The 17,107-nt window shown below is 73.4% G+C and carries 11 protein-coding genes; 7 read left to right on the forward strand and 4 right to left on the reverse strand.

Annotated features, from left to right (window positions below; all coding sequences use genetic code 11):
- Positions 1–76: 76 nt before the first annotated feature.
- The 3 genes from ABZO31_RS07815 to ABZO31_RS07825 all read right to left on the reverse strand — a co-directional run bounded on the left by ABZO31_RS07815 (position 77) and on the right by ABZO31_RS07825 (position 7,258).
- Positions 77–1,537 (reverse strand): glutamate synthase subunit beta, encoded by a 1,461-nt coding sequence (locus tag ABZO31_RS07815; RefSeq protein WP_406860366.1) that lies wholly within the window; start codon positions 1,535–1,537, stop codon positions 77–79.
- Positions 1,530–6,092, reverse strand: a complete 4,563-nt coding sequence (gene gltB / locus ABZO31_RS07820; RefSeq protein ID WP_406860367.1) for a glutamate synthase large subunit — start codon at positions 6,090–6,092, stop codon at positions 1,530–1,532. Before gltB ends, ABZO31_RS07815 begins: the two co-directional genes overlap by 8 nt.
- A 437-nt stretch (positions 6,093–6,529) precedes the next feature.
- A complete protein-coding gene (locus ABZO31_RS07825; protein ID WP_406860368.1) occupies positions 6,530–7,258 on the reverse strand; it encodes a VIT1/CCC1 transporter family protein in 729 nt (242 codons plus the stop codon).
- Between the two features lie 224 nt (positions 7,259–7,482).
- Here ABZO31_RS07825 and ABZO31_RS07830 point away from each other — a divergent pair, with 224 nt between their 5' ends.
- The 7 genes from ABZO31_RS07830 to ABZO31_RS07860 are packed head-to-tail and all read left to right on the forward strand — an operon-like array spanning position 7,483 to position 15,912.
- The gene (locus ABZO31_RS07830) at positions 7,483–8,481 is read left to right on the forward strand and encodes an ADP-ribosylglycohydrolase family protein (RefSeq protein WP_406860369.1); all 999 of its coding nucleotides are present in this window, start codon (positions 7,483–7,485) and stop codon (positions 8,479–8,481) included.
- A complete protein-coding gene (locus ABZO31_RS07835) occupies positions 8,478–10,217 on the forward strand; it encodes an ADP-ribosylglycohydrolase family protein (protein WP_406860370.1) in 1,740 nt (579 codons plus the stop codon). The genes ABZO31_RS07830 and ABZO31_RS07835 overlap by 4 nt, the downstream gene beginning before the upstream one ends.
- A gap of 47 nt (positions 10,218–10,264) precedes the next feature.
- Entirely contained in the window at positions 10,265–11,425 is a 1,161-nt protein-coding gene (locus ABZO31_RS07840; RefSeq protein WP_406860371.1) for an ADP-ribosylglycohydrolase family protein, read from the forward strand.
- Positions 11,422–12,975, forward strand: a complete 1,554-nt coding sequence (locus ABZO31_RS07845) for an ADP-ribosylglycohydrolase family protein (RefSeq protein ID WP_406860372.1) — start codon at positions 11,422–11,424, stop codon at positions 12,973–12,975. Before ABZO31_RS07840 ends, ABZO31_RS07845 begins: the two co-directional genes overlap by 4 nt.
- Positions 12,972–13,898 (forward strand): ribokinase, encoded by a 927-nt coding sequence (gene rbsK / locus ABZO31_RS07850; RefSeq protein ID WP_406860373.1) that lies wholly within the window; start codon positions 12,972–12,974, stop codon positions 13,896–13,898. Before ABZO31_RS07845 ends, rbsK begins: the two co-directional genes overlap by 4 nt.
- Positions 13,895–15,118 (forward strand): CaiB/BaiF CoA transferase family protein, encoded by a 1,224-nt coding sequence (locus ABZO31_RS07855; RefSeq protein WP_406860374.1) that lies wholly within the window; start codon positions 13,895–13,897, stop codon positions 15,116–15,118. Before rbsK ends, ABZO31_RS07855 begins: the two co-directional genes overlap by 4 nt.
- A complete protein-coding gene (locus tag ABZO31_RS07860; protein ID WP_406860375.1) occupies positions 15,115–15,912 on the forward strand; it encodes an HpcH/HpaI aldolase/citrate lyase family protein in 798 nt (265 codons plus the stop codon). Before ABZO31_RS07855 ends, ABZO31_RS07860 begins: the two co-directional genes overlap by 4 nt.
- 82 nt (positions 15,913–15,994) lie before the next feature.
- Here the strand turns inward: ABZO31_RS07860 and lgt are convergent, their stop codons facing one another.
- Positions 15,995–17,083, reverse strand: a complete 1,089-nt coding sequence (gene lgt, locus ABZO31_RS07865) for a prolipoprotein diacylglyceryl transferase (RefSeq protein WP_406860376.1) — start codon at positions 17,081–17,083, stop codon at positions 15,995–15,997.
- Positions 17,084–17,107: the final 24 nt, after the last annotated feature.

Consider the following 17,107-nt stretch of genomic DNA (forward strand, 5'->3'; position numbering starts at 1 on the left):
ACAGGGCGAGCGCCGTGCAGTTCCGTACGTCGTTGTACGGGACATTCAGGGGGACGGCCCCGGGGGCCGTCCGGCGTCAGACCACCAGGGAGCGGTCCGTCGGGCGGATCGGGGCCGGGAGGGAGCTGGTGCCCGTCAGGTACCGGTCGACTCCGCGGGCCGCCGAGCGGCCCTCGGCGATCGCCCAGACGATCAGGGACTGGCCGCGACCGGCGTCACCGGCGACGAAGACGCCATCGACGTTGGTGGCGAAGTCCGCGTCGCGGGCGATGTTACCGCGTGCGTCGAGGTCCAGACCAAACTGGCCGACCAGACCGTTCTCGACGTCCGTGCCCGTGAAGCCCATCGCCAGGGTGACGAGCTGCGCGGGGATCTTGCGCTCCGTGCCCGGCTTCTGGGTCAGCTTGCCGTCGACGAACTCGACCTCGACCAGGTGCAGGAACTGGACGTTGCCCTCCTCGTCGCCCTCGAAGTGGGTGGTGGAGACGGAGTAGACCCGCTCGCCGCCCTCCTCGTGCGCCGAGGTGACCTTGTACAGCATGGGGAACGTCGGCCACGGCTGGCCCGCGTTCCGCTCCTCGCCCGGCCGCGGCATGATCTCCAGCTGCGTGACCGAGGCCGCGCCCTGGCGGTGGGCGGTGCCGACGCAGTCCGCGCCGGTGTCGCCGCCGCCGATGACCACGACGTGCTTGCCCTCGGCCGTGATCGGCGAGGTCACGAAGTCGCCCTCGACGACCTTGTTGGCGAGCGGCAGGTACTCCATCGCCTGGTGGATGCCCTTGAACTCGCGGCCCGGCACGGGCAGGTCGCGGGCGGTGGTGGCGCCGGCGGCGATGACCACCGCGTCGAACCGCTTGCGCAGGTCCGTCGCCGTCAGGTCGCGGCCGATCTCGATGCCGGTGCGGAACTTGGTGCCCTCCGCGCGCATCTGCTCGATGCGGCGGTTGATGTGCCGCTTCTCCATCTTGAACTCGGGGATGCCGTAGCGCAGCAGGCCGCCGATGCGGTCGGCGCGCTCGTACACGACCACGGTGTGGCCGGCCCGGGTCAGCTGCTGGGCGGCGGCCAGGCCCGCCGGGCCCGAGCCGATGACCGCGGCGGTCTTGCCGGAGAGGCGGTCGGGCGCCTGCGGCTTGACGTCGTTCGCGTCCCACGCCTTGTCGATGATGGAGACTTCGACGTTCTTGATGGTGACGGCCGGCTGGTTGATGCCGAGCACGCACGCCGACTCGCACGGAGCCGGGCACAGACGGCCGGTGAACTCCGGGAAGTTGTTCGTGGCGTGCAGCCGCTCCGACGCCGCCGACCAGTCCTCGCGGTAGGCGTAGTCGTTCCACTCCGGGATCAGGTTCCCGAGCGGGCAGCCGTTGTGGCAGAACGGGATGCCGCAGTCCATGCAGCGGCCGGCCTGCTTGCTGATGATCGGCAGCAGGGAGCCGGGGACGTAGACCTCGTTCCAGTCCTTGACGCGCTCGCCCACGGGGCGGGTCTCGGCGACCTCGCGCCCGGTGGTCAGGAAGCCCTTGGGGTCAGCCATTGGTCGCCGCCTCCATCATCTTCTCGGTGGTCTCCTGCTCGGAGAGGCCGGCGAGCTCAGCGGCGTCCTTGGCGGCGAGCACTGCCTTGTACGTGGTCGGGATGATCTTGCTGAAGCGGTCCGCGGCCGTGTCCCAGTCGGCGAGCAGCTTCTCGGCGACGGTCGAGCCGGTCTCCTCCTGGTGGCGGCGCACGACGTCGTGCAGCCACGCCTTGTCGGAGTCCGACGGGGCCTCGACCGCTCCCAGGTTGCCGGAGTTGACGTTGTCCCGGTCGAGGTCGATCACGTAGGCGACACCGCCCGACATACCGGCCGCGAAGTTGCGCCCGGTCTCGCCGAGGACGACCGCCGTACCGCCGGTCATGTACTCGCAGCCGTGGTCGCCCACGCCCTCCGAGACGACCAGGGCACCGGAGTTGCGGACGCAGAAGCGCTCGCCGGTGCGGCCGCGCAGGAACAGCTCGCCGCCGGTCGCGCCGTACGCGATGGTGTTGCCCGCGATGGTGGAGTACTCGGCCAGGTGGTCGGCGCCGCGGTCCGGGCGGACGATCACACGGCCGCCGGAGAGGCCCTTGCCGACGTAGTCGTTGGCGTCGCCCTCCAGGCGGAGCGTGACACCGGCCGGCAGGAAGGCGCCGAACGACTGGCCGGCGGAGCCGGTGAACGTGATGTCGATGGTGTCGGCGGGCAGGCCCGCGCCGCCGAACTTCTTCGTCACCTGGTGGCCGAGCATGGTGCCGACGGTCCGGTTGATGTTGCGGATCTGGACCTGGGCACGGACCGGCTGGGCGTCCTCGGCGGAGGCCGCGCCCAGGGCCTCGGCGGCGAGCTCGATCAGCTCGTTGTCGAGGGCCTTCTCCAGACCGTGGTCCTGCTCGATCAGCTGGTGGCGCACGGCGCCGTCGGGCAGCGCGGGGACGTGGAACAGCGGCTCCAGGTCCAGGCCCTGCGCCTTCCAGTGGTCCACGGCGCGGCTCGTGTCGAGCAGCTCGGCGTGGCCGACGGCCTCCTCGATCGAGCGGAAGCCCAGTTCGGCGAGGAGCTCGCGGACCTCCTCGGCGATGAACTCGAAGAAGTTGACGACGAACTCGGCCTTGCCGGAGAACCGGTCGCGCAGCACCGGGTTCTGGGTGGCGATGCCGACCGGGCAGGTGTCCAGGTGGCAGACGCGCATCATGACGCAGCCGGAGACGACGAGCGGCGCGGTCGCGAAACCGAACTCCTCGGCGCCGAGCAGCGCGGCGATGACGACGTCACGGCCGGTCTTCAGCTGGCCGTCGGTCTGGACGACGATGCGGTCGCGCAGGCCGTTGAGCAGCAGCGTCTGCTGGGTCTCGGCGAGGCCGAGCTCCCAGGGGCCGCCCGCGTGCTTCAGCGAGGTGAGCGGCGAGGCACCCGTACCGCCGTCGTGGCCGGAGATGAGCACGACGTCCGCGTGGGCCTTGGACACGCCGGCCGCGACCGTGCCGACGCCGACCTCGGAGACCAGCTTCACGTGGATGCGGGCGACCGGGTTGGCGTTCTTGAGGTCGTGGATCAGCTGAGCCAGGTCCTCGATGGAGTAGATGTCGTGGTGCGGCGGCGGGGAGATCAGGCCGACGCCGGGCGTCGAGTGACGCGTCTTGGCGACCCACGGGTAGACCTTGTGGCCGGGCAGCTGGCCGCCCTCGCCGGGCTTGGCGCCCTGGGCCATCTTGATCTGGATGTCGTCCGCGTTGACCAGGTACTCGGACGTCACGCCGAAGCGGCCGGAGGCGACCTGCTTGATCGAGGAGCGGCGCGCCGGGTCGTACAGGCGCTCCGGGTCCTCGCCGCCCTCACCGGTGTTGGACTTGCCGCCCAGCTGGTTCATGGCGATGGCGAGGGTCTCGTGGGCCTCGCGGGAGATGGAGCCGTACGACATGGCGCCGGTGGAGAAGCGCTTGACGATCTCGGAGACCGGCTCGACCTCGTCGACGGAGATCGACGGGCGGTCCGAATGGAAGCCGAACAGGCCACGGAGCGTCATCAGGCGCTCGGACTGCTCGTCGACGCGCGAGGTGTACTGCTTGAAGACGTCGTACCGCTTGTTGCGCGTGGCGTGCTGCAGGCGGAAGACGGTCTCCGGGTCGAACAGGTGCGGCTCGCCCTCGCGGCGCCACTGGTACTCGCCGCCGATCTCCAGGGCGCGGTGCGCCGAGGCGATGCCGGAGGCGGGGTACGCCTTGGCGTGGCGGGCGGCGACCTCCTGGGCGACGATGTCGAGGCCGGCGCCGCCGATCTTGCTGGCGGTGCCGTCGAAGTACTTCTCGACGAAGGCGGCCTCGAGGCCGACGGCCTCGAAGACCTGGGCGCCGCGGTAGGAGGCGACGGTCGAGATGCCCATCTTGGACATGACCTTCAGGACACCCTTGCCGAGGGCGTAGATCAGGTTGCGGATGGCCTGCTCGGCCTCCGTGTCCGTGATGAAGGTGCCGGCCCGGACCAGGTCCTCGACGGACTCCATGGCCAGGTACGGGTTGACCGCGGCGGCGCCGAAGCCGATCAGCAGGGCCACGTGGTGGACCTCGCGGACGTCGCCGGCCTCGACCAGCAGACCCACCTTGGTGCGCTGCTTGGTGCGGATGAGGTGGTGGTGGACGGCCGCGGTGAGCAGCAGCGACGGGATCGGCGCGTGCTCGGCGTCGGAGTGCCGGTCGGACAGCACGATGAGGCGGGCGCCGTCCTCGAGGGCGGCGTCGGTCTCGGCGCAGATCTCCTCGATGCGGGCGGCGAGGGCCTCGCCGCCGCCGGAGACCCGGTACAGGCCGGACAGGGTCACGGCCTTCATGCCGGGCATGTCGCCGTCGGCGTTGATGTGGATGAGCTTGGCCAGCTCGTCGTTGTCGATCACCGGGAAGGGCAGGGTGACCGAGCGGCAGGAGGCCGCGGTGGGGTCGAGCAGGTTGCCCTGGGGACCGAGCGAGGAGCGCAGCGAGGTGACCAGCTCCTCGCGGATGGCGTCCAGCGGCGGGTTGGTGACCTGCGCGAACAGCTGGGTGAAGTAGTCGAACAGCAGCCGCGGGCGGTCGGACAGGGCCGCGATCGGCGAGTCCGTGCCCATGGAGCCGATCGGCTCCATGCCGGTGCGGGCCATCGGGGCGAGGATGACGCGGAGCTCTTCCTCGGTGTAGCCGAAGGTCTGCTGGCGGCGGGTGACCGAGGCGTGGGTGTGCACGATGTGCTCGCGCTCGGGCAGGTCGGAGAGCTCGATCTCGCCGGTGTCGAGCCACTCCGCGTACGGCTGCTCGGCGGCGAGGCCGGCCTTGATCTCGTCGTCCTCGATGATCCGGTGCTCGGCCGTGTCGACGAGGAACATCTTGCCGGGCTGCAGGCGGCCCTTGCGGACGACCTTCGCGGGGTCGATGTCGAGGACGCCGACCTCGGAGGAGAGCACGACGAGGCCCTCGTCGGTGACCCAGTAGCGGCCGGGGCGCAGACCGTTGCGGTCGAGGACCGCGCCGACCTGGACGCCGTCGGTGAACGTGACGCAGGCCGGGCCGTCCCAGGGCTCCATCATCGTGGAGTGGTACTGGTAGAAGGCGCGCCGGGCCGGGTCCATGGAGTCGTGGTTCTCCCACGCCTCGGGGACCATCATCAGGACGCTGTGCGGCAGCGAGCGGCCACCGAGGTGCAGCAGCTCCAGGACCTCGTCGAAGGAGGCGGAGTCGGAGGCGTCGGGGGTGCAGACCGGGAAGATCCGCTCCAGGTCCTTGCCGGTGCCGAACAGGTCGGAGGCGAGCTGGGACTCGCGGGCGCGCATCCAGTTGCGGTTGCCCTTGACCGTGTTGATCTCGCCGTTGTGCGCGACGAAGCGGTACGGGTGGGCGAGCGGCCAGCTCGGGAAGGTGTTGGTGGAGAACCGGGAGTGGACCAGGGCCACGGCGGTGGCGCAGCGGCGGTCCGACAGGTCCGGGAAGAAGGGCTCCAGCTGGCCGGTGGTCAGCATGCCCTTGTAGACGATGGTGCGGGCGGAGAGCGACGGGAAGTACGTGCCGGCCTCGCGCTCGGCGCGCTTGCGCAGCACGAACGCCTTGCGGTCCAGGGCGATGCCCGTGCTCTCCCCGTCGCCCACGAAGAGCTGGCTGAAGACCGGCATCGTGGAGCGGGCGGAGGCGCCGAGCAGCTCGGGGGCGACGGGGACCTCGCGCCAGCCGAGGACGGTCAGGCCCTCCTCGGCGGCGATCGCCTCGATCTGCGCGACGGCCTGTGCGGAGCCGTCGGCGGGCAGGAAGGCGATGCCGACCGCGTACGCGCCGGCCTCGGGGAGCTCGAATCCGGCGACCTCGCGCAGGAACGCGTCCGGGACCTGGAGCAGGATTCCGGCGCCGTCCCCGGAGTCGGGCTCCGAACCGGTGGCGCCACGGTGCTCAAGATTGCGCAGAACGGTCAGCGCCTGCTCGACCAGCTCATGGCTGGCTACACCGGTGAGGGTGGCCACGAACCCGACACCGCAGGCGTCGTGTTCGTTACGGGGGTCGTACATCCCCTGCGGGGCGGGGCGACCGTCCATGGGCGACCAGGCGTCGGAACGCATCGGCTCTCCCGTCGTCGTCGTGGCATGTGCTTGCCGAGGGACGACGTTGGCCCTCCGCGAAATTTCGTGCAGGTTACATGATGGCTGGCTTCTCGCGAAGCGGATAGCTCGTTCCAACATGCGGACACCGCAGGGCTGCGGCAAGGGGTTTGTGGGGGTCATCGGCGACCCGTCGCACGATGCGGGCTTCGTTGCCCGCGGCGCCTCTGGCTCATGCCCGGCGGACATGATTTCGAAACTGCCGGGTAACGGCTAGTGGCTAGCTATGTGGCGCTCTGCATAGTGTCCCACCGAGTGGCCGAAACTGCCCAGGGAGATTTGTCACAGCGGCCTGACCTGCGGAAATCCCCCACCGCGGGGTGGGGGATTTCCGGACATGCGGGATGTGTGCGGGGGCGGAGGCGAGACCGGGGCGGTCCCGCGGGTGGATACAGGCGCTACAGCGCCGCGCCGAAGGCCATGCCGAGGCCGTACGTGACGGCCGCCGCGGCGCCGCCGAGCAGCAGCTGGCGCAGACCGCTGTACCACCAGCTGCGCGCCGTGACCCGGGCGACGAGCGCGCCGCAGCCGAAGAGGCCGACGAGCGCCAGCAGCACGGCCGGCCACAGGGACGTGGCGCCGAGCAGGTACGGCAGGACGGGCAGCAGCGCGCCCAGCGCGAAGGCGCCGAACGACGAGACCGCGGCGACCACCGGCGACGGCAGGTCGTCGGGGTCGATGCCGAGCTCCTCGCGGGCGTGGATCTCCAGCGCCTGCTCGGGGTCGCGGGAGAGCTGCATGGCGACCTCGCGGGCGAGCGCGGGCTCGACGCCGCGGGACACGTACAGTGCGGCGAGCTCTTCCATCTCGTCCACCGGGTGCTTGCGCAACTGCCGCCGCTCGACGTCCAGTTCGGCCTGGACCAGCTCACGCTGGGAGGCGACGGAGGTGTACTCGCCGGCGGCCATGGAAAAGGCGCCGGCGGCGAGTCCGGCGAGTCCGGTGATCACGATGGTCTGGGACGAGACCGCGCCGCCGGCGACGCCGGTCATCAGGGCGAGGTTGGACACGAGCCCGTCCATCGCGCCGAAGACGGCCGGGCGCAACCAGCCGCCGTTGACGTCGCGGTGGGTGTGGTTGTCGCGGTGCGCCTCGTGGAGCGTCGCCTCGGTCTCGATGATGGACATGCTTCTCCCCTGTGCTTGCGGCGGGTTGGCACACCCGCCGCCCCTCGACTCCTCGAAAATACGCCCGATGTAAGGGGTCCGCCAGCAAGGCAGGCCGTACTTAGTAAGGCCCACCTGACCCGTTCGGACGGGGTGTCACCCGGGTGACAGAGACGTTTCTCCGGACAACTGCGGGCGCGGGCGTGGCAGGGATCGAGCGAAGCGGCGAGGGAAAGGCGGGCGACATGGTGACGACGGCATGCGATCTGCGGGAGCGCGCCCGGGGCGCGCTGCTCGGTCTCGCGGTCGGGGACGCGCTCGGGGCGCCGGCCGAGAACCTGCGGCCCTCGGAGATCCGCCGCCGATGGGGGCGGATCGAGGGCTTCGTGACGGACAGTCCGGCGGGGACGGACGACACGGAGTACGCGATCTTCTCGGGGCTGCTGCTGGCCCGGCACGGCTCGGCGCTGACGGTCTCGCACGTCGAACGGGCCTGGCACCACTGGATCGCGGACCTCGACGAAGGCCCGTTCCGCGGAGCGGGCTTCAGCGAACGCGGCACGCTGGAGAACCTCCGCCGGGGCCTGGCGGCCCCCATCTCGGCGCAGCACCGGCACGCGTGGAGCGACGGACTGGCCATGCGGGCGGCCCCGTTCGGGGTGTTCGCGGCGGGCCGGCCGGCCGAGGCCGCGCGGCTCGTCGCCATCGACGGCACGGTCAGCCACGACGGCGAGGGCATCTACGGCGGCCAGGCGGTGGCGGCGGGCGTCGCGGCGGCGATGGCGGGGGCGTCGGTGACGTCGGTCATCGCGGCGGCGCTGTCGGTGGTGCCGATGGACTCGTGGACGGCGCGCTCGATGCGGCGCGCGGTGGTCGCGGCGCAGCGGCTGCAGCCGGACCCGCTGATCCGCGAACGGACGGTCCGCTCGGCGGTGGTGATCGGCGGCTACCCGTGGACGGACCTGGCGCCGGAGGCGGTCGCCCTCGCGTTCGGCGCGTACGCGGCGGCCCGCGGTGACTTCCGCACGGCGGTCCTGACCGCGGTCAACATGGGCCGCGACGCGGACACGACGGCCGCGGTGGCCGGCGCCCTGGCGGGCGCGAGCCGCGGCGTCTCGGCGATCCCCGAGGAGTGGGCCACCGCCATCGCCCCGGTCACCGGCAGCTGCCTCCCCTCCATGCGCGGCTACCACGTCCTGGACATCGCCGACCTGCTGACCCCCGACGAGGAGGAGGCCGCATGACCACCACGGACCCCAGGAACACGACGGAGACGACGACGGACGCACCCGGCGGGAGCGCCCCGGCCGCGGACACGGGACGGACGGGACACGTGGGCGGCGTCGCCGGCGCGAGCGCCCTGCCGTACGAGGGCGGGGACGCGGAGGCGGTGCCCGACGCGTACCGGGACGGGGAGGCGGGTGGCCGAGCGGACGGGGACGCGGAAGCGGGACTCGGCGCGTACGGGGACGCGGGTGGCCGAGCGGGCGGAGACGCGCAGGCGGGACTCGGCGCGTACGGGGACGTGGAGGCTGAACCGGGCGCGTACGGGGACACGAGCGCCCGGCCGCCCGGGGGCGCGGACTCGCAGGCCGTGCTCGACGCGTACCGAGACGGGGAGGCGGGTGGTCGAGCGGGCGGGGACGGTCGTTCTCGGGCCGCGGTCGGCGGGTACATCGGGCTGGGCGGTGGGGTCGGGGGTGTCGTCTCCGGCGGGTACGTGGCGGCGTACCGGGCTCCCGGGGAGGGGGGCGTCGGGGCGTGGGAGGGCGTGCAGGAAGGGGCCGGGCCCGCGTACGGGTATCTCGGGGCGGGATTCCGGGTGGCCGTGCCGGGCGGGCAGCGGTCGCCGGACCCCGGGTTCGCCGCGCGCGTCGAGGGACTGCTGCTCGGGATCTCCGCCGGGGACGCCGCGGGCTGGCCCGCCGCCCGGCACCGGGCCGCGCGGATGCCCGAGTGGACCCGCCGGCTCACCCGCGAGCTCGACACCTTCGCCGAGCAGAACGCGACCACCACCCTCCCCGTCCCCATCGCCCTCAACCAGCCCCCCGAGCCGCTCCGCCTCGGCCCCTCCGACGACGCCGAGTGGGCGGTGTTCACCGCCGAGGCGGTGCTCGCCTCCGACGGCCCGCTGTTCCGCGGGCTCGCCCCCGCCCACCGGCTGCGCGCCGCCGTCGACCTGGCGTGGAACTCCCTGGCCGGCCAGGTCGCCGCGGCCGCCGACCGCGCCCCCGAGGTCGAGTCCGCGGTGCTCCCGCTGCGCGCCCGGATCTCGGTACGGGCCGGCCTCGGCAACCTCGCCGCGGGCCTGCGCCCGCCCGCCACCGGCCACGACAACCCGCACTACTTCGACGACGCCGCCTGCGTACGCGCCGCCGTCCTCGCCCTGGTCCACCCCGGCGACCCGGCCGCCGCCGCGGAACTCGCCGAGTTCGACGCCCGGTACACGCAGGACGGCGACGGCGTCCACGGCGCCCGTGCCACGGCCGCGGCGGTCGCCGCCGCGCTCGGCGGCGCGTCCGTGGACGCCGCCGTCGACGCCGCGCTCGACCAGCTCCCGCCCGCCACCGAGATCGGCCGCAACGGCCGCCACGCCGTGAAGATGGCCCGCGACGCGGCGACGGCCTTCGAGCTGGTCCCGCTCCTGGAGCACCAGATCGTCGACCACGTGTACAGCTACGGCATCGCCGCCGCCGAGACCGTCCCGGTCGCCCTCGCGCTGGCGACGGCCGCGCGCGGTGAGGCGTCGGCGGCGGTGCCGGCCGCGGCCTGCCTGTCGCGGGTCGCGGACTCCGCCCCCGCCCTGGTCGGTGCGCTCGCCGGCGCGCTCGGCGGCGCCGCCTCGCTCCCGGTGACCTGGCGCGACGCCTGCCGCACCCTTGCCGGCTGCGCGCTGCCGCACCTCGCCGGCACGGATCTCGTGGAGCTGTCCCAACTCCTCGCCCACGCGCGGCTCTCCCGGGACCGCCACGAGCACTAGGGCGTGTTCCCTGGGGCAACCAGGGGCCCCGGGTGGACAATTCGGGCATGACACCCTCGGGCATCACACTCGACGACCGCATCACCGGCAGCCTCGTCGGCGCCGCCGTGGGCGACGCCCTCGGCGGCCCGGTCGAGGGGTACACCCCCGACCAGATCCTGGAGCGCCACAGCGGCCGCGTCACCGGCATCGTCGGCCCCTGGAACGGCGAGGACTGGCGCACGGCGCGCCCGATCGCGCCGTACCACAAGGGCGACGGGCACGTCACCGACGACACGTTGATGACGCACGCCCTGATCCGCGTGTACGCGAAGGTCCGCGACCACCTCGACGCGTACGCGGTCGCCGACCACCTGGTGCCCGACCTCATGGGCACCCCGGTCTGGATCCCCGAGCTGGAGGCGGAGGCGCTGCCGCTGCAGCGGATCTTCCTCGCCGAGAAGTGGCTGGTGACGCGGCTGCACTACGGCCACGTCGACCCGCGCGAGGCGGGCAGCGGCAACATCGTCAACTGCGGTGCGGCGATGTACATGGCACCGGTCGGCCTGGTCAACGCGGCGAACCCGGCGGGCGCGTACGCGGAGGCGCTGGACGTCGCGGGCGCGCACCAGTCCTCGTACGGGCGCGAGGCCGCCGGCGTGTTCGCGGCGGCGGTGGCCGCGGCGTGCACGCCGGGGGCGACGCCGGGGTCGGTCGTGGACACGGCGCTCGAGCTGGCGAAGGACGGCACCGCGGCGGCGATCGAGGCGGCGGCGGAGGCGGGCGCCCGCTACACCGACTTCGAGTCGGCCCTGGTCCCGCTGCGCGCGGCGGTCGCGCCGTTCGACACGGTCGGCCCGGACTACCGCGCCCCGTCCCTCGGCGCCCGCCGCCCCTCCCGCCTCCACGCGATCGAGGAACTCCCGGTGGCCCTGGGCATGTTGCTGGTCGGCGACGGGGACTACCGGCGTACGGTCCTGGGCGCGGTGAACTACGGCCGCGACTGCGACTCCATCGCCACGATGGCCGGCGCGCTGGTGGGCGCGCTGCAGGGCGAGGCGGCGATCCCGGCCGAGTGGGCGAAGCGGGTGGCAGAAGCCAGCCGCCTGGACCTGCACGCCCCGGCGACGACGCTGGCGGCGGTCACCCGCGAAGTCTTCGCACAGGACGCAACCCGCCGCCAGGCCCACGAGTCGGCCTACGCCACCCTCACGGAAGCGGACCGATGACCCCGCGCGCTGCGGGGCGGCACGCCGACACCGCACCCGCGAACCCGCACGACGCGGGGCACCTTGCCGGGATCCGCGCCACGAACCCGCGCGAGACGGTGCGCCCCACCGGCGCCGACCCCACGAACCTGCGCGTGACGTGGGTCCAGCCGGAGGATCTGGTCGGCCACGAACTCCGCCAGGCGGAGGAGGACGGCCGCGACGCGACGGCGCTCGCCGCGCGCTGGGCGGCGGCGGGCGGCCCGGAGGCCCCACCCATGGCAGGCGCCTCCCCCCTCCCCCGCCCGGACCTGCGCCCCCTGGCCGCACAACTCCTGGACGCCCTGCCGGCCCTCCCCACCCCCACGTCCGAGGACGAACCCTCCGCCTGGCCCGACATCCGCCGGGCAACGCCCCCCGGACCCGGCGGCGGAGCCCCCGGTCTCGTCAGAGTTTCGGGATGGGGGCACCTCCCAGAGGCAGCTCTGGGGGAGGGCGGGGCGGAGGAGGTGTCGCCCCTGCGCGACCGGCTGCACGCCGCCTGGCTCGGGCGGGCCGTCGGGTGTCTGCTCGGGAAGCCCGTCGAGAAGCTGCCGCTGGACGGGATCCGGGCGCTGGCCCGGGCGAGCGGCAACTGGCCGCTGGGCGACTGGTTCACCGCCCGCGGCGTGCCGGACCACCTGCTCGCCGAACACCCCTGGAACCGCCGCTCCGCACCAACCTCCCTGGCCGAGAACATCGACGGGATGCCCGAGGACGACGACCTCAACTACCCCCTCCTCAACCTGCTCCTCCTCCAGCGCCACGGCCGCGCCTTCACCACCGCCGACGTCGCCCGGCTCTGGCTCGACGAGCTCCCCGCCGGCCGTACCTTCACGGCCGAGCGGATCGCCTACCGCAACCTCCTCGACGGCATCGAACCCCCGCTCACGGCAAGCCGCCGCAACCCCTTCCGCGAGTGGATCGGCGCGACGATCCGCGCCGACGTCCACGGCTGGACGAACCCCGGCGACCCGCACGCCGCCGCCGAGCAGGCGTACCGGGACGCCGCCCTCACCCACACCGCCAACGGCCTGTACGGCGCGATGTTCACCGCCGCCGCCCTCGCCACCGCCGCGACCGGCGCGACCGACGTCCACCAGTGCCTGGCCGCAGGGCTCACCGTCGTCCCGCCCCGCTCCCGGCTCGCCCGCGCCGTCCGTCTCGGCATCGAAACCGCCCGCGCCACGCGGGACTTCGACGCCGTCGTGGACCGCCTGCACGCCGCGCTCGGCGGGTACCACTGGGTCCATGCCGTCCCCAACGCCGCGCTGCTCGCCGCCGCCCTCACCCACGCCGACGGCGACTTCACCCGCTCCATCTGCGCCGCGGTCTCCGGCGGCTGGGACACCGACTCCAACGGCGCGACCGCGGGCTCGCTCGCGGGCCTGCTCGCCGGTCACCCCGACCGGCTACCCGAACGCTGGACCTCCCCCCTCAAGAACCGGCTCTCGACCTCGGTCCCGTCCTTCGACGGCATCGGCTTCGACGCCCTCGCCGACCTGACCCATCTGGAGGCCGTACGCCCATGACCAGCATCGTCGTGCTCGGCAGCACGAACATGGACCTCGTCGCGTACGTGGCGAAACCGCCCGCCCTCGGCGAGACCGTCACCGGCCGCGAGTTCCGCACCGTCCCCGGCGGCAAGGGCGCCAACCAGGCCGTCGCCGCCGCACGCGCCGGCGCGGACGTCGCGATGATCGGCGCGGTCGGCTCGGACGACTTCGGCGTCCGCCTCCGCGACGCTCTCGACCACTCCGGCGTCGACACCGACCTGCTCCGCACCTCCGAAGGCCCCTCCGGCACCGCCCACATCGTCGTCGACGACGAGGGCGGCAACGCGATCGTCGTGGTCCCCGGCGCCAACGGCACCGTCACCTCACTCGACCACGGCGACGAGGCGCTGATCGCCACCGCCGACGCCCTGCTGCTCCAGCTCGAACTGCCCCTCTCCGCCGTCACCGCCGGCGCGGTCACCGCCCGCGGGCTGGGCGTCCGCACCGTCCTCACCCCCGCCCCTGTGCAGCCCCTGCCCGACGAACTCCTCGCCGCCACGGACCTGTTGGTGCCGAACGAGCACGAGGCCGCCGCTCTCACCGGCATCGCCGACCCGCACGCCGCCGCCGAGGCCCTGCTGCACAAGGTGCCCGAGGTCGTGGTCACCCTCGGCGCGGCCGGCTGCCTGTACGCGGCCCGCGGCGCCACCCCCGTCACCGTCTCCGCGCCGCGGGTCCGGGCCGTGGACTCCACCGCCGCCGGCGACACCTTCGTCGGCGCCCTCGCCGTCGCCCTGGGCGACGGCCGCCCGGTCCCCCAGGCGCTCGCCTGGGCCTCGGCCGCCGCCGCGCTCTCCGTACAGCGCCCCGGCGCCTCGTCCTCGATGCCGTACCGCGCCGAGATCGACGCCGCCTTCGCCCCCGTAAACGACGATCCCCGGGAGTCCGACGCCGTATGACCCCCCGCACGACCGCCCCCACAGCCTCCGCGCCACACCCTCCTCTCCACGGTCTGCGCGTCCTCGATCTCGCGACCCTGTTCGCCGGCCCCCTCGCCGCCATGATGCTCGGCGACTTCGGGGCGGACGTGATCAAGGTCGAGCACCCCCGCAAGCCCGACCCCTCCCGCGGGCACGGCCCCGCCAAGGACGGGGTGGGCCTGTGGTGGAAGGTGCTCGGCCGCAACAAGCGGACCATCACCCTCGACCTGTCCTCCCCCGGCGGCCGCGACACCCTGCTCAGGCTCGTCGCCGACGCCGACGTCGTCGTCGAGAACTTCCGCCCCGGCACCCTGGAACGCTGGGGCCTCGGCTGGGAGGAGCTGTCCACGGTCAACCCCCGCCTCGTCCTCGCCCGCGTCACCGGCTTCGGCCAGTTCGGCCCGTACTCCCACCGCCCCGGCTTCGGCACCCTCGCCGAGGCGATGAGCGGTTTCGCCGCCATCACCGGCGAGCCCGACGGCCCGCCCACGCTCCCCCCTTTCGGTCTCGCCGACTCGATCGCCGCGCTCGCGACGGCGTACGCGGTGACCACCGCGCTCACCGCCCGCACCGCCACCGGCCGCGGCCAGGTCGTCGACATGGCGATCATCGAGCCGATGCTCGCCGTCATCGGCCCGCACGCCCTCTGGTACGACCAGCTCGGCTATGTGCAGCCCCGCACCGGCAACCGCTCCCGCAACAACGCCCCCCGCAACACGTACCGCACGTCGGACGGCTCCTGGGTCGCCGTCTCCACCTCCGCGCAGTCCATCGCCGAGCGCGTGCTGCGCCTGGTCGGCCGCCCCGAGCTGATCGACGAGCCGTGGTTCGCCGACGGCACCGGACGGGCCGCCCACGCGGACGTCCTCGACGAGGCCGTCGGCTCCTGGATCGCCCGGCACACCCGGGACGAGGCGCTCGACGCGTTCGAGAAGGCGGAGGCCGCGATCGCCCCGGTCTACGACGTCCGGGACGTGCTGGCCGACCCCCAGTACCGCGCCCTGGACACCGTCACCGAGGTCCCCGACCCCGAGCTGGGCCCGATCCGCATGCAGAACGTCCTCTTCCGGCTCTCCGAGACCCCCGGCGCGATCCGCTGGACCGGCCGCCCGCACGGGGCGGACACCGACGAGGTCCTCGCCGAGCTCGGGCTGACGCCCGACGAGATCACCGGCCTGCGGAGCCGGGGATCCGTATGAGCTTCCCCCTCACCTGGCTGTACGCCCCCGGCGACCGGCCCGCGGTCGTCCGCAAGGCGCTCGCCTCCGGCGCCGACGTGGTCATCGTGGATCTGGAGGACGCGGTCGCCCCGGAGCGCAAGGCGTACGCCCTCGACGCCACCGTCGATCTGCTCTCCGACCCGCACCCGGTCCCGGTGCACGTCCGCATCCACACACAGCGCGACATCCCCCCGCTGGCCTCCCTCCCCGGCCTCGGCGGTTTCCGTGTTCCCAAGGTGGCACACGCCACTGACATCCGCCGGATCGCCGAGTTCGTCCCCGGTGTCCCGCTCTACCCGCTCCTGGAGACGGCGCTGGCCGTGGAGCACGCGTACGCCATCGCCGGCGCCCATCCGGCGGTGCACGGGATCGCCCTGGGCGAGGCGGACCTCCGCGTCGACCTGGGCGTACGCGAGGACCGCGGGCTCGACTGGCCGCGCAGCCGGCTCGTGGTGGCGGCCCGCGCCGCGGCCCTGCCGCCGCCGGCGCAGTCCGTCCACCCGGACGTCCGCGACCTGGAGTCCCTCTCGGCGAGCTGTGCGCGGGGGCGCGGCCTGGGCTTCCTCGGCCGGGCCGCGATCCATCCGCGGCAGCTCCCGATCATCGAACAGGCCTATCTGCCCACGCCCGACGAGATCGCCGCCGCCGAGGAGGTCGTCAAGGCCGCCGAGACCGAGAGCGGGGCCCTCGCCCTGCCCGACGGCCGGTTCGTCGACGCGGCCGTGGTCGAGGGCGCCCGCCGCGTCCTGACCCTGGCCGCCCGCCGGGACTGACCGGCCCCCGGAAACGAGCGACGGGCCGCCCGGGACCCTTCGGTCCCCGGGCGGCCCGTCGCTCTGCCGGTGTCTTCGGCGCTCAGCCCTTGGCGCCGTTGCCGGCACCGTCCTTCGACAGGTCCACGGAGTCGTCGGTGTCGCCGTCGGCGAGGTCCTCGGCGGCGTCGCCGGAGACGGTCTTCTCCGGCTTCTCCGGCTTCTCCGCAGCCGCGTCGTCCTTCGCGACGTCGTCCTTCGGAGCGGCGTCCTTCGGCGCGTCCCCGTCGCCCGCCCCGTCCGCGTCCTTCTCGGACGTCTCGGACGTCTCGGACGTCTCGGACGTCTCGTCCTTCTCCGCCGCCGCCCTCTCGGCCGCGGCCGCCGGCTCGACGACCTCCTCGCGGCCCGGGCGGAGCTTCGCCGAGACGGCGATGTAGATCACCGCGAGCAGGAAGACGATGATCGCCGTCCAGACGTTCAGCCGCAGGCCGAGGATGTGGTGCGCGTCGTCGATGCGCATGTACTCGATCCACCCGCGCCCCGCGCAGTAGGCGGCGACATACAGCGCGAACGCCCGGCCGTGGCCCATCGTGAAGCGGCGGTCGGCCCAGATGACCAGGAGCGCGACGCCGATGCACCAGAGCGACTCGTAGAGGAAGGTCGGGTGGTAGATCCCGGCCTCACGGGTCGCGCTCGCGGAGATCTTCAGGCCCCACGGCAGGTCGGTCGGCTTGCCGTAGAGCTCCTGGTTGAACCAGTTGCCCCAGCGTCCGATGGCCTGGGCGAAGGCGATGCCGGGTGCGATGGCGTCCGCGTACGCGGGCAGCGGGATGCCGCGGCGGCGGCAGCCGATCCAGGCACCGACCGCGCCGAGCGCGATGGCGCCCCAGATACCGAGGCCACCCTCCCAGATCTTGAAGGCGTCGACCCAGTCCTCACCCTCGCTGAAGTACAGCTGGTAGTCGGTGACGACGTGGTAGAGCCGGCCGCCGATCAGGCCGAAGGGCACCGCCCAGACGGCGATGTCGGCGACGGTGCCGGCTTTGCCGCCGCGGGCGATCCAGCGCTTGTTGCCGTACCAGACGGCGACGAAGACACCGATGATGATGCAGAAGGCATAGCCGCGCAGCGGGACCGGTCCGAGGTTGATCACACCGGTCGACGGGCTGGGAATGTAGGCAAGGTCCATGGCAGGTCCGACGCTACCCTGCCG

Origin of the sequence: Streptomyces solicamelliae (assembly GCF_045348655.1) — a bacterium.
In the GTDB taxonomy this organism is placed as follows: domain Bacteria; phylum Actinomycetota; class Actinomycetes; order Streptomycetales; family Streptomycetaceae; genus Streptomyces; species Streptomyces solicamelliae.

Coding starts and splice junctions, on each gene's coding strand:
- ABZO31_RS07855 (WP_406860374.1), top strand. CDS start 13,895: ATGACCCCCCGCACGACCGCCCCCACAGCCTCCGCGCCACACCCTCCT.
- gltB (WP_406860367.1), bottom strand. CDS start 6,092: ATGCGTTCCGACGCCTGGTCGCCCATGGACGGTCGCCCCGCCCCGCAG.
- ABZO31_RS07815 (WP_406860366.1), bottom strand. CDS start 1,537: ATGGCTGACCCCAAGGGCTTCCTGACCACCGGGCGCGAGGTCGCCGAG.
- ABZO31_RS07860 (WP_406860375.1), top strand. CDS start 15,115: ATGAGCTTCCCCCTCACCTGGCTGTACGCCCCCGGCGACCGGCCCGCG.
- ABZO31_RS07840 (WP_406860371.1), top strand. CDS start 10,265: ATGACACCCTCGGGCATCACACTCGACGACCGCATCACCGGCAGCCTC.
- ABZO31_RS07830 (WP_406860369.1), top strand. CDS start 7,483: ATGGTGACGACGGCATGCGATCTGCGGGAGCGCGCCCGGGGCGCGCTG.
- ABZO31_RS07825 (WP_406860368.1), bottom strand. CDS start 7,258: ATGTCCATCATCGAGACCGAGGCGACGCTCCACGAGGCGCACCGCGAC.
- ABZO31_RS07835 (WP_406860370.1), top strand. CDS start 8,478: ATGACCACCACGGACCCCAGGAACACGACGGAGACGACGACGGACGCA.
- ABZO31_RS07845 (WP_406860372.1), top strand. CDS start 11,422: ATGACCCCGCGCGCTGCGGGGCGGCACGCCGACACCGCACCCGCGAAC.
- rbsK (WP_406860373.1), top strand. CDS start 12,972: ATGACCAGCATCGTCGTGCTCGGCAGCACGAACATGGACCTCGTCGCG.
- lgt (WP_406860376.1), bottom strand. CDS start 17,083: ATGGACCTTGCCTACATTCCCAGCCCGTCGACCGGTGTGATCAACCTC.